This is a genomic window from Baaleninema simplex PCC 7105 (genome assembly GCF_000332355.1).
Taxonomy (GTDB): domain Bacteria; phylum Cyanobacteriota; class Cyanobacteriia; order Cyanobacteriales; family Geitlerinemataceae; genus Baaleninema; species Baaleninema simplex.
Genome location: NZ_KB235962.1, coordinates 338,647 through 350,993, shown reverse-complemented (window position 1 = coordinate 350,993; position 12,347 = coordinate 338,647). Strand labels below are relative to the sequence as shown.

Sequence of the window (12,347 nt, the reverse complement as noted above, 5' to 3'; positions counted from 1 at the left end):
CCCGTCTTTTTGAATCGAGCCGTCAGGGGTTTCGAGATCGGGGGTTTCGTGGAAGTCGAGACGATACACCATACCATCGCCGTTAATCAGTGGCGAATATCTATCAAGCGAGGGTAAAACGGGATCGCGGCGATCGCCGTACAGGGGGGGAGAGTCTACCGAACCCACGATCGCAATGACGAACAGGTGTCCGCGCAGGTCGTCGGGCAGAGCGATCGCCTCCCCCGTGGTTCCATCTCGAACGGTAAGCGACAGCGGTTCGGGCGTACCGTTGCCACCGTAGCGTTCCTCTCGGCTGACAGACAGGATCGCCTTGGGAAAACCCGGCGGAGACGAGGAGGTATTCATCATGGGTCGGAAGTCTGGATCGATGCACCCATTGTAGGGGAGGACGTGGAGATTGTCGGCTTCTACGAGAGAAATTGTCCGAAAGATATTGTTAAAGCACTGAAATTTCAACAAAAAGGGGCAATATCCCTGGTAAGTTCGAGAGATTTCGGCGGTACGGGGGAAGCTGCATGGCTCGAGTCTGAATCGGTTGTCTCGATTGTTGACATCCTCTCCCAGCAACCCGTTCCGGGTATGCAGGGAGATTCCCTGGGTCGCCCCAAAGATTTCCTGCTTCAACAGGTGCCAGCTAGACTGAGTAACCTCAGTCCCCGCCGCATCCCCTCCACAGGCAGTTTCGATTTGCCGTTGCCCACGGCTACAGATGACTTGTCCGCTCGCTAATCACGGGGCTTTGTTGACCCGCAGTTGTGGCAGTGATGAATCCTGGTTGAGAGATCTTTGCGAACCTCTGCCCCACAATCGGGACATTCCTGAGAAGTGCCACGGGCATCCACCTTGCCGTAATACACATCGCGCTTCCAGCACACCCAGGGAAGGATCTGATTCACAAATTGACCCAATCCAGCATCTAGGGTGTGCTTGCCCAGCATTCCTATCCCCCCAACCCCCCGAACTTCGGGGGGCAACGGGGGGATGAGATCTTCTACAAAAATCATCCCTGCGCCGTCGCAGAGGTGATGAGCAAACTTGAAATGCCAGTCTTTTCGCGTATCGGCAATCCGTTGATGGACTCTCGCAATTTTCTTCTGGGTAGTGACCAAAACGTAGTGATATCAAAACTGGACTTGTATGCATTCATTATAATGATGAAGAAAAGTCAAAATCGCCCCGATGTGATTTTCTAAATTTTTTTGAAAAAGATAAAGTTTTACGAACCAGTCGAGAAATTCGTTGATGAAGCGTGTTATTGAATCTCTCAATATGAGAAGTCTCTCCAGTTTCTTTGCCAACTTGCTTAAGTCTTTTTGAGGGAAATACTTTTTCATAAGCTGCCTAAAAATCTGTGTAATAAATTGCACATTGTCGATAAACAGTAAGCAAAGAATCCTAAAGCTTTTGAGCCATATTTCGGCTTCTATCTCCAAAAGCGAAGCCCACCACTTCTCGTGTTTTTCGATCGATAGCTAGCCAAATCCAAATTTTTGCTTTCTTGTTTTTTACAAATGACCACAACTTATCACATTCCAACGTCAATTTTCCTTTTTTTTGGATGAAACCTTTAATTGACGAGGAGTCCGTTTATATTTTCGATTGACATAATTCTGTAACCAGGTTCGAGAAACTTTCGTCACGCGAGCAATTCCTCGTAAGGAAACTTTCTCGAGAAGTAATTCATCAATCCAAGCTTTAGTCTCTGATGAGATTTCCTTTTTCTCTGGAAATTTCACGAACTGGCGTCCACACTCTTTACATTTAAATTTGGGCTTTTTGTTATGGGTACTTCCATTTTTGACAATCTGTTCTGAACCACAGCTTGGACAAGGAGGTCTAAGATCTGAGTGGGACATGGCTGATTTTAAAATCTCAAACACTGAATCAAACAATTATATTGTAAGTGCATTTAGTGTATTCTAAAAACAAGAATTAATCAGACAAACAATCAGATGAACTCCTAAGACTCAGCTTGAAAATAAAAAAACAACTATTTTACAAGCGCCTTATCTAGAGATCGCCTTCAAAATCACTATTGATTGGCCACTACCAAAATTCCCAGACAAAAAACTGCCTGGGAATCGAGTACAAGAACGAAATCGGGGTAACGAGAGGGAGGCTATCCCCCATCACAACATCACCAACTGCTAGAAACTAAACGTCGTGCGAATCACGCCAATCAAAGCATCGTCGTTATCGTCGTCGTGGTTCGGTGCCGTCAACCAAATTAATCCCGGCGTCACCGTCAGATTTTCGCCGATTTGCAACGAATAGAAGGCTTCGAGGTGCAGCGACGTATCGTCGTCTTCGTCGATGCCACCCCGTTCTAAACTCGAACTGACATCTGTGACTTTTGGTTCTTGTCCCACAAGAATACCCGCTAAGTTCCCCGGTGCGCCTACGTCGGGAAACGCCAAGGAAACCGCCCAGTTCCAACTATCGAGGCTGCCGCGATCGATGGTTCCCCCTAACGTCGAGAGGGTTTGGGTATTGACATATCCCACCCAACCGCCGAGGGCGAAGTTCTCGGCAAGCTGCCAAGAGGCTTCGATGCCGTAAGCGTTGCTGACAATGGGCATTTCTGTGCCGAATTCGTCAGCGGAGAAGCTGCGGAAGTTGGAGAGGGTGCTTCCGGTTCCCATTTCCAGGTTGTACGAGTTCAAATAGGTTAACGCGAACTCTAATCCGTCGGCAGGCGTCAAGGTTAATTGTCCCATCGCGCCATAGGGTCCGTTAAACAAGCCTAACCCTTCGGTCGGGTCGTTGGCTTCTCCGGCGTAGTAGCCGCCGCTGAGGGAGAGAAAATCGTTGAATGCGTATTCAAACCCGATCCCCGTTTGTTCGATCAGGTAGAAAATCGAGGCGCGGGTTCCGAATTTAGACAACGCCCCGAAGTTCCCGTCGCCGTCGAAGAAGGGGTTGACGCTGGACGCGAAGTCGTCGGAAGCCCCGGCGTTGGCAGAAATCACGACGTTGAGGTTGTCGCCGATGGGAAACGAGTAGTTGAGGGCGTCGATTTCAATGGAGTTTCCGCTATCGTCGGAGAAGAACAAATCTCCTTCGGGATATCCCGTGGACACTTCCGAAAAAGCGGGAATGTTGCTGGCTTGCAAGCGGGTTAGCAGCAAGTCTTCGCCGGTAAAGCTGGTGAGGAATTCTAACCGCGTCCGATAGCCGAAAGCGGGGATTTTATCGATATCGTTGCCGTTGACATCTTCACCCGCTGCAATGCCGTAAGCGGCGAAAATGACTTGACCTTCGAGTTTCGTTGTGGTGGAAAACTGGTTGGCTTCGAGTTCGGCGACGCGAGATTCTAATCCGTCTACTCGTCCTCGCAACGCGGCTAGTTCGGCGGCGAATTCTTCTTGTAAGCGGCGAATGGTCTGTAAACTGTCAACGTCGATGTTTTCTCCATCACCGATGAGGGCGACGATTTGGTCGAGACACGCGTTTAACCCGGCGGCGAATTCGTAGCGGGTCATGAAGTTGTTGCCGCGATAGGTTCCGTTAGGATATCCGGCGATACATCCGTAGCGTTCGACGAGAGACTGCAACGCTTGAAACGCCCAGTCTGTCGGTTGTACGTCGGACAGTTGCGACACGGAGGTCACTTGGTCGAGAGACAGCGACGGCGCGGGGTCGCTGAGTTCGTCTACACTTGTCATTTGGGCGTTGGCTGCACTAGCAGCTAGGAAAACGCCGAAAACGCCAGCACTACGGCTGACAAGGTTCCAGATAATTCGAGACATTGGTTTCGCGTTCACTACACTCACACTCCATGGATTAGATGGGTTCGATCGCCCGACGGCAGGCCGCCGATAAAAATGATAATCAATCCTAGCGCTAACTGAGAAGTTCGGCCAAATGTTAGGATAGAGCGATCGCCTTATTTATTAGTAAATATTCTCAATAATTTTGCAAGAGTTACAAAATTTTGTCAAGATCGCGGATCGAGATTTCATCAGCGCAGAGGTAAGAACGAACGTTGCACAATTCTGGCATTGAGTCGGTTTGGGCATTGCGCGATCGATGCCAAAATTGCCCCAGCTTCCCAAGCTCAATTGAGAATCTTCTAAATCGATCGAGTGCTAGAAACGGAAAATCGTGCGAATCGACGTCACCCACAGCGCCTCGTTATCGTTATCGTTCTCAGGATTGAGAACCACAAAAAAGCCGGGATTTATCGAAATACGATCGTTAATGGGATAACGATACTGCGCTTCGATATGCCACGACGCATCGTCTTCGTCGCGGCCGCCGTCGTTATCGAGGACTCGAGGCGGTTGACCGACAATCAATCCTCCCATCGCCCCGTCTTTCCCCAAATCGGGCAGCGCCAGGGTTAGTGCCCAGTTAAAAATCGTCGCGTCGTCTCCCTCCTCGACCCCGACAAAATCGCTTTCAGCGTGGGCTAAACTCAATCCCGCCCAGCCAGCTAAGGTCAACCGGGATGCAATGTCAATACTGGTTTGAAACCCGAAGTGGTCGGCGGAGGTGGCGACGGAATTTCCAAAGGGTCGATTGGCTAGTTGGCTTCCCGTCGCCCCCGACAGGAGAACGCTGCCACTGGGATAATAGGCGCGGGAGTAGTTCAATCCAAATCGGATAGTATCGCTGGGAAACACGGCCACTTGAGCGATCGCGGCGTATCTTCCATTAAACAAGCCGTTTTTGGGATTGGGGTCGTTGGCTTCCGGTGCCAGATATCCCGCCGAGAGGGTAATGGCGTCGCCGGCCCGAACGTTAACTGAAAGTCCCGTTCCTTCAAAGCCTTGGTAGTAAATCGGATTGAAGCGTCCGAAACGCGAAATCGCCCCGGTCATTTCTTCGGCAAAGTAATCGTTGAAATTGACGAAGTTCCCTGCGAATTCGCCACCTTTGGCATCGACCACCAGCGAAACCCGTCCGGGGGCGGAAGCGTGTCCTTGGCGGTGGTGATGGCCGCCGTCACTTCCCTCAATCAAGGGAACGCTGTACATGAGCTTTCCGAGTCGCACGTTGTTGTCGTCCCCCTCGTCGAAGGCGGTTCGCGTCATGAAGGTTCCGGTGGTGTCTGGACCGAAGGGGACGACGTTGAGGGCGTCTAAACGGGTAATGAGGCGATCTCGTCCGCTAAAACTCGTGTTGAAAAACAAACGTATGCGATCGTTCAAAACGGGATTGCGATCGAGATCTCCGCCTCCGGCTTTTTCGTCTCCAAACAAACTGCTAACGCTAAAACTCGCTTCCCCTCGCAGTTGTGTGGTGGTGGAAAACTGGTTGGCTTCCAGTTCGGCGGTGCGCGATTCTAACCTGTCCACTCGTCCCCGCAACGCGGCGAGTTCGGCGGCAAATTCTTCTTGCAAGCGGCGAATGGTGGCTAAGTCTTCGGGGTCGATAGTGTCGCCGCCGCCGATGAGGGAAACGATTTGGTCGAGACAGGCGTTAACCCCAGCGGCGAATTCGTAGCGGGTCATGAAGTTGTTGCCGCGATAGGTGCCGTCGGGATACCCGGCGATACATCCGTAGCGTTCGACGAGGGATTGCAACGCCTGAAACGCCCAGTCTGTCGGTTGTACGTCGGAGAGTTGCGATACGGAGGTGACTTGGTCGAGGGAAAACGACGGTGTGGGGTCGCTGAGTTCGTCTACGCTCGTCATTTGGGCGTTAGCGGCACTTGCTGCCAGGAAAACGCCTAGGATGCCCGTGCTGATGGGGTTGAGTTGCCAAAATGCTCGATTCACGCCAATACACTCCTCGTTAGTCGATCGCACTCGATACGATCGCGATCGTATGGTCGATTATGATAATGATTATCACTCTAGGCTGGGTACTGAAGTCTGTCAAGCCGTAAAAAAACCTCCGAGAGCGACTCTCGGAGGTTTGCGAAACCCAAGATCGAGCGAGTATCCCGTTACGATCGCCCTTCAGCAGACGGCAGCAGTTTGAAGCTGAAACTCAGTAAATACGCAACTCCCGAGACGAGGATAATCGTCGCACCGGAGGTTAGGTCGAAGGTATAGGAGAGAAACAACCCGACTGTTGTAAAAATAATTCCTAATAAGCCTGCGGCGATCGCCATCTGTTTGATGTCTTTGACGAACTGTCCCGCGATCGCTGCTGGCATGGTTAACAGAGCGATGGTGAGAATCAATCCTACCACTTGCATGACCATGACGACGGTAAGGGCGATCGCGGCGACTAGCATCAGATAGAGTGCGTTGACGGGAACGTTACGCGTCGCGGCGAAGACGGGATCGAAGGAAATCGCCAACAGTTCCTTATAAAACAGCACCACGAGGGCGACGATAACGACATCGATGGCCAGCATCAGCATCAAATCGCTGGGGGGAACGGTGAGGATGCTACCAAAGAGATAGCTCATCAAATCGGCTTTGTAGCCTTCCGTCATATCGATAAAGATAATACCGATGGCCATTCCGATCGCCCACATGACGCCGATGAGGGTATCGGCTCTTTGTTCGGTTCGCCGTTGTACGACACCCATTCCCAAGGCTGCGGCTAAACTAAAGGCGATCGCCCCCAAAACGGGATCGAAACCGAAAAAGTATCCCAAACCAATTCCACCATAGGCGGCGTGAGCGATTCCGCCACTAATAAACACAATGCGGTTGACGACGACAAAGGTACCGATAACGCCGCAAGCTACGCTCACGAGAAGTCCGGCGAGTAAGGCGTTACGCATGAAATCGAACTGTAACGCTTCGGTGAAAAATTGAAACATCGGTTCTAGAAACGGCGATTCACTGAAGATTTCGATCTAGGGTAGCGTTAATGGCGATCGCTTTTTCAGGGTAGGAGTGGTGGGGAGGTTTGGGGGGCGATCGGAGGAACTGCTGTGAATGTAGAAACATAGCATAGAAGGATTTACGAGCAGTAGCTTTTGTAAGAACGTCAAAAGTTAGATAAGGATACCTCGAAAAATTGATTCTGGTTCAAAATTCAATGACTGAAACCCTTAAAATCTCGTTGCAAATTCTCGATAGTAGAGCCTATTTCTCAATAAGTTTGAATTAATCGAGATGCCCATAAGGTTGACATTGAAAGGGTGGATATGCTTTGGTTATCAGTGTAGCCTCAAATTAAGTCCCTATGTCTGAAACTTACTACTTTATAAAAAACTTAATCAATGACTTGGAACGAGGGAAAATCAGAATACCCTCTTTTCAACGAGGTTTCGTTTGGGAGCCAGAGCGAGTTGCTTACTTTATCGATAGTGTTTATAAAGGATTCCCTTTTGGATCGGTTTTACTTTGGAGAACGAAAAATCCCTTAAGAACCGAGAGAAATCTAGGATCTTATCAACTTCCCGAAAACGATCCTGATTATCCTATAGATTACGTTTTAGATGGGCAACAGAGAATAACTTCTATTTTTGGGATATTCCAAAATTATCTTACACCTCAAGATGGTGAAGATACAGATTGGACTAATCTTTTTTTTGAACTTGATAGCAAAGATTCTGTTCCGTTTAAATATTTAGAAAAATACACCAGCAATGGAGAATATGATAACACAAAATTCTTCCCGCTCAAGTATGTTTTTGATTCTCGAAACTACAGAAAAGTAACTCGAAGTTTAGATGAAAATCTCGCACAACAGATAGATGATTTAGTGGATCGATTTACCCAAGCTCGCATTCCTGTGGAACGATTTGAAAGTGAAGAGCGCAAATATGTTGCAACTGTCTTTGAAAGAATTAATAAGCAAGGGGTAGAATTAGATACTTTTCAGCTTCTATCTGTCTGGAACTGGAGTGAAGATTTTGATTTACAAGAGAAGTTTAAATCAGTTTCTGAAGAACTCGAACCATTTGGATTTAAAGAGGTTGGCTCAGATCTACTTCTAAAATGTTGCTCTGCTGTAGTCATGCATAGTGCAGATCCAGAAAATTTCATGGATCGGGTGCATCCCAGTTTTGCAATGAGTAAGAGTACTTAGGGCTTGCTGAATAACTCCAAAAAACAGGGTATGGACAGTTGACAAGAAATGGAACAGAGTTAAGCATAAGCTATTTTTTTGGTATAAAATAGCTTGATATAACTCATCCTAATAATTTGGAACACAAAATCAGAGTTTTGGGAAATTTGACACAAAAAAAGACAGTAAAACTGCCTCAGCAGCTTCACCAAATTCATCACTAAAAATGTGAGGGAGATTGAGGTTTCTGATGTTTGAGCCAGTTTAGTCATGACTCGCCCCAAACCAAATCTCCGTTTTCCTTGTCCAAATTTACCCTCAATTTCGTTCCGAACTCTCTCATCTTCTCGTTCTTGTCTTTTCTGTTCTTTGCTCACCTTTTTAGGCGGTCTTCCCAAAGGCGGACCACTCAAACGAATTCCTCGTTCTTTACACCAAGCTCGATTAGCTCGGGTTCGATAAATTCGATCGGCGTGAACCGATTTTGGGTAATGTCCCGTCAGTTCTTTATACTCCTCTACTTGCATTTTCAAGTCGCCAGTTTCGTTATAGTTGTCCCAACTGATTCGCTCCACAAACACATATCCATCCCAACAACTCACCGAGATTTTGGCTCCGAATTCTGTATTGGCTCTCGCTTTTCCTCTCACGATCGGACGCACATGAGGTTGACTGAGACTGACAATCCGATCGTCAATCCGCTCGGTTTGATTTTCGAGCATCCATTGCTGCTGACGGTAGATTTCTACTCCGACCAATAATCTTCTGTATTGCCTGTGGCTTAAGCATTCCAGGCTCACCCCTGTTTCAATTAGCTTCTCAATATATTCCAAATTTCTTTTCACATACTTCAGTTGTTTCTTCACTGCATTGATTCGTTCTTTTCTCGATTTCTTCTTCCTTTTAGAAAATTTTAGATACTCTTTACGGGCTTGTTTTCGATAAGTTCTCGGTCTTTTCTCTCCTTTTACCTTCTGTTGTTCGTGCATCTTATCGACGATCCTTTCTGTGTCTTTTCTGACTGAATTTAACAGATCGAAATCCGTGGGATATTTAATATCCGCTGGTGCCACCGTTGCATCGATTAAGAGTTTTCCTTTATTATTTTGACCGTCTTCTCTTTCTCCGGCTTCTCCGAGCTTTTTTTCGGTGGCTTCCTTCCCAAATCCTTGGGCTTTTTTGACCATTGATTTATTGATTCTACCCAGAAACTCTTCCCCAATTCTCTGACGGAAGTGAACCATCATTGAGGGGTCGAATGGGGCTTCAATACTGTAACTCTTCTGACCGATAAAATACTGCAAATACGGGTTCTCTCGGATCTGCTCTACGGTTTCTTGATCGCTAATTCCCAATTTTTCTTTGATAATTAATGCGCCGAGCGCCATCCGAAATGGTTTCGCTGGCGCTCCCATTTCCTCGGAAAAAATCTGGGCGTATTCTTCCTCAAATTCTGTCCAGGGAATGAGTTTTGCCAGAATGACCCAACGATTTTCTCCACACAACTTTTCCTCAGAGGAAAGCTCAAAGGCTTCTTCGGGCGTGTCGGGATTTTGTGATTTTCGATACATTTTCTCTGACTGGATGCACGATAATTTTCAATTTTACCTCTTTTTCGGGCTCTTGACGTCACATCTAGACTCCTCTAAGCCCTACGCCGTAAGCTTTTCACTTCTTTTCAGCAAGCCCTACTTAGAGCGGTTTGAGAGAAGGGAGTTAAGCTAAAAGGAGTTGCCCAAGTCGGAGTCAAGCCTAGCTCATGGATGCTGAAAAACGTCGCCAAATTCAAGCTCACGCTCGAGCGATTGCCGCTCTACTCTACGAAGGAAGTGACCCAGAAGAGATTCAAACCCTATCTGGCATCGAAAAAACCGTCCGTCATCAGCTATTAGAACACGTTAGCCCAGAAGTGGGAAATTTTTTATCCAAAACAGCAGCGGCAGCCAAGGCGGAAGAAAACGGACGGTAAAAAGTCTTCTCGGTCGCTTGAGTCTGAGCGAGCCACAAGCCCAGAAGCTAGAGGTCAAAGCACACAGTCGATGGAGTCCCGAGCTGGAGAAATGCTGTTTACTCCTGAGCGCCAACTCCTCCTACGAGCGGGCGGCTCAAGATCTTGAGGTCTTAACGGGCATGACCGTTTCTGCAAGTAGCCAGCAACGCTTGGTACATCGTCAAAAGTTTGAACTGCCCCAACTCGAAGAGACCGTCGCTGAAATGAGCCTCGATGGAGGTAAAGTCCGTCTGCGTACCGCCGTCGGAGACCCCTGTATCTGGCGAGATTACAAAGCCGTCAATCTCCATGGGGCGAGTGTAGGAGCTTTCTTTGAAGATAACGAGGGCTTGGTGAATTGGGTCAATCAACAACCCTTGGCCACGCCTCTAATCTGCCTCGGAGATGGACACGATGGGATCTGGAATCTCTTTGCTGACATAGGTGATACCACTCAGCGGCAAGAAGTTCTCGATTGGTATCATTTGACGGAGAATTTAGGGAAAGTGGGTGGGTCACAGCAGCGTCTCGATGCCGTTGAAGCTTGTTTGTGGCGAGGTGATGTGGAGGGGTCGCTGGCTCAGTTCGAGGATTGGTCACACCCGCGCGTCACCAAGTTGGTGGCTTACGTGCAAAAACATCGACACCGCATCGTCAACTACAGCTATTACCAGTGTGAAGGGATTTCTATCGGCTCTGGAGCCATTGAATCGACGGTCAAGCAGATTGGTCGGCGTCTCAAGATTTCCGGCGCTCAGTGGGAACGTCAGAACGTTCCACAAGTCCTCAAGCAACGCTGTGCTTATCTCAATGGAGACTTTTACGCCTAACACTTGCAAAACTGGGATGCACCCCATGGATCTTCCTGGTAGCGAAGTACGAAATAAATTCGATGAAATTCAGACGGGTATATTCAGAGCGATTGACTTTTTGAAAGATGAGCTAAATGTATTCTCTCTTAAGCTTCTACCAATGGAAAACATTTTAGCCGTTCTATCATCATTCTTTTCGTCACCACAAAAACAGCCCCCTCCTGTACCTCAAGAGCAATATCAGGCTATCAAAAAATGGTTTTGGCGTGCGTGTTTCTCTAAAAGGTATGCACGAGGAGCATCTAAAAGTACAGATTTAGATTTAGCAGAAGTAAAAAAACTCAAGACAGGTCAACCTCATCAACTCGAAAGTTTTGACATATCATTAGATACTAGTTTTTTTCTCAAGAATTATTTCCGAATGAATTCAGTGGCAACCAGAACATTTATTTTGCTGTTAGCACAAGGCAAACCTTTAAACTTTATTCAAGGTACAAATATATCATTGAAAAATGTTTTAGCGCAAGGCAATCGAAAAGAATTTCATCATATCTTCCCAAAATCTTACTTGCAAAACCTTGAAAAATATAAAGACGATGAAATTAATTGCTTAGCAAACTTTGCATTGCTTTCTAGGAGTGACAATAACAAAATAAAAACAAACAGCCTAGTAAGTATCGTATAGAAATGCCTGATTGCGAGGAAAGCTTCCAGCAAATAATATCTACACATTTCTGTCCTGCTAATGCCTTCATCGATGATGACTACGATAGTTTTCTAGTGTCAAGGTCTGAATTGCTGCTTAACAAGGCAAGTGAACTGTGTGACTTAAGACAAGATTAAATTATTAGGTTTTATTTAGTTGGTCATACAATTTGTAACGTGCTTATCCGGTTAAGTAGAACTTTGTGTGGAGTAGAGAAAACTTATCAGATTGCTAAAAGCTAGCTATCTCGTTAACCACCTTGAAAAGAGTGGACAAATATAGCTTAAGCCATCTAACAGCAAAATGCAGCGGCGGTAGATAACCTTGAAATTAGTACCGTCATCGCAGCTTTTATCCGTATGTAGCTGAATCGGTTATCTTGCAGTGCTAGTCTCCACTAATTTCGACTAATGCCTCACCAGACTGCAAAATTTCCAACGCTCTGGGTAACGTCTCACTTAGAATCTCCTGTAAACGAGCGTTGGAGGTATTGCCACAAGTCAACCAAATAATTTGGGGTGGCGAACCAAGCCGCTCGACTAAATCCACAAAGTCACTGTCTTTAGTCATCACAATCGCCTGCTGTGCTTTTGCAGCTTCAAAGATTTCAGGATCTTCTGCGTCTCTTAGTCCAAGATCCCGTAAGGCGACGGCTTCAATTCCAAAAGTTCTTGTAATCCAGGTGGCGATCGCCGGAGACAGGTGTGCATCTACCCAGATCGTCATCCGACTAAAACTGGGTGATTCAGTTTCCGCGAAGCATAGAGAAGGGATGCCTTGAGATCGTCTGCTTCGAGATCGGGCATTTCCTCTAAGATTTCTTCTGAACTCAGACCCGCCGCGAAGAGATCTAATACATCCGATACCCGGATTCTCATCCCTCGGATGCAGGGACGACCGCCGCACTGTTGGGGAT

The 12,347-nt window shown here is 47.3% G+C and carries 9 protein-coding genes and 3 pseudogenes; 3 read left to right on the top strand and 9 right to left on the bottom strand.

The window, feature by feature from the left end; all coding sequences use genetic code 11:
• The 6 genes and pseudogenes from GEI7105_RS39175 to GEI7105_RS0126855 form a co-directional block, all read right to left on the bottom strand.
• A pseudogene (locus GEI7105_RS39175) lies at positions 1-351 on the bottom strand (hypothetical protein); the annotation flags it as partial.
• Between the two features lie 198 nt (positions 352-549).
• Positions 550-1,100 (bottom strand): annotated as a pseudogene (locus tag GEI7105_RS35645) (RNA-guided endonuclease InsQ/TnpB family protein); the annotation flags it as partial.
• A gap of 24 nt (positions 1,101-1,124) precedes the next feature.
• Positions 1,125-1,859, bottom strand: a pseudogene (locus tag GEI7105_RS35635) (IS1 family transposase).
• A 291-nt stretch (positions 1,860-2,150) separates the two neighbouring features.
• Entirely contained in the window at positions 2,151-3,752 is a 1,602-nt protein-coding gene (locus tag GEI7105_RS0126865) for an iron uptake porin (RefSeq protein ID WP_035494149.1), read from the bottom strand.
• Positions 3,753-4,091: 339 nt separating this feature from the next.
• On the bottom strand, positions 4,092-5,726 hold the full coding sequence (locus GEI7105_RS0126860) for an iron uptake porin (protein WP_017663455.1): 1,635 nt from the start codon (positions 5,724-5,726) through the stop codon (positions 4,092-4,094).
• Between the two features lie 170 nt (positions 5,727-5,896).
• Complete coding sequence (locus tag GEI7105_RS0126855) at positions 5,897-6,727, bottom strand: metal ABC transporter permease (RefSeq protein WP_017663454.1); 831 nt, start codon at positions 6,725-6,727, stop codon at positions 5,897-5,899.
• Between the two features lie 368 nt (positions 6,728-7,095).
• On the opposite strand from GEI7105_RS0126855, the gene GEI7105_RS32725 reads away from it, so the two are divergent.
• Entirely contained in the window at positions 7,096-7,944 is an 849-nt protein-coding gene (locus tag GEI7105_RS32725) for a DUF262 domain-containing protein (RefSeq protein ID WP_017663453.1), read from the top strand.
• Positions 7,945-8,003: 59 nt separating this feature from the next.
• On the opposite strand, the gene GEI7105_RS0126845 is transcribed toward GEI7105_RS32725, so the two are convergent.
• Complete coding sequence (locus GEI7105_RS0126845; RefSeq protein ID WP_017663452.1) at positions 8,004-9,494, bottom strand: IS5 family transposase; 1,491 nt, start codon at positions 9,492-9,494, stop codon at positions 8,004-8,006.
• Positions 9,495-9,682: 188 nt separating this feature from the next.
• Here GEI7105_RS0126845 and GEI7105_RS0126835 point away from each other — a divergent pair.
• Positions 9,683-10,743, top strand: a protein-coding gene (locus GEI7105_RS0126835) for an ISKra4 family transposase (protein WP_144053634.1) whose coding sequence is annotated in 2 segments (ribosomal slippage) — positions 9,683-9,839 and positions 9,839-10,743 — 1,062 coding nt in all. Because the reading frame shifts where the segments join, the coding sequence is not laid out codon by codon here.
• A 25-nt stretch (positions 10,744-10,768) separates the two neighbouring features.
• Positions 10,769-11,410 carry a hypothetical protein gene (locus GEI7105_RS32720; RefSeq protein WP_144054068.1) on the top strand — a complete coding sequence of 214 codons (642 nt, stop codon included), beginning with the start codon at positions 10,769-10,771 and terminating at the stop codon, positions 11,408-11,410.
• 408 nt (positions 11,411-11,818) lie between these two features.
• Here the strand turns inward: GEI7105_RS32720 and GEI7105_RS0126825 are convergent, their stop codons facing one another.
• Positions 11,819-12,157, bottom strand: a complete 339-nt coding sequence (locus GEI7105_RS0126825) for a DUF5615 family PIN-like protein (protein WP_017663449.1) — start codon at positions 12,155-12,157, stop codon at positions 11,819-11,821.
• Positions 12,154-12,347: DUF433 domain-containing protein (locus GEI7105_RS32715; protein WP_017663451.1), on the bottom strand; the 194-nt coding region annotated here is incomplete at its 5' end. The genes GEI7105_RS32715 and GEI7105_RS0126825, both read right to left, overlap by 4 nt.

Excerpts from the sequence above, each read along its gene's own strand:
- GEI7105_RS0126865 (WP_035494149.1), bottom strand. The coding sequence starts at position 3,752 with ATGTCTCGAATTATCTGGAACCTTGTCAGCCGTAGTGCTGGCGTTTTC.
- GEI7105_RS0126855 (WP_017663454.1), bottom strand. The coding sequence starts at position 6,727 with ATGTTTCAATTTTTCACCGAAGCGTTACAGTTCGATTTCATGCGTAAC.
- GEI7105_RS32725 (WP_017663453.1), top strand. The coding sequence starts at position 7,096 with ATGTCTGAAACTTACTACTTTATAAAAAACTTAATCAATGACTTGGAA.
- GEI7105_RS0126845 (WP_017663452.1), bottom strand. The coding sequence starts at position 9,494 with ATGTATCGAAAATCACAAAATCCCGACACGCCCGAAGAAGCCTTTGAG.
- GEI7105_RS32720 (WP_144054068.1), top strand. The coding sequence starts at position 10,769 with ATGGATCTTCCTGGTAGCGAAGTACGAAATAAATTCGATGAAATTCAG.
- GEI7105_RS0126825 (WP_017663449.1), bottom strand. The coding sequence starts at position 12,157 with ATGACGATCTGGGTAGATGCACACCTGTCTCCGGCGATCGCCACCTGG.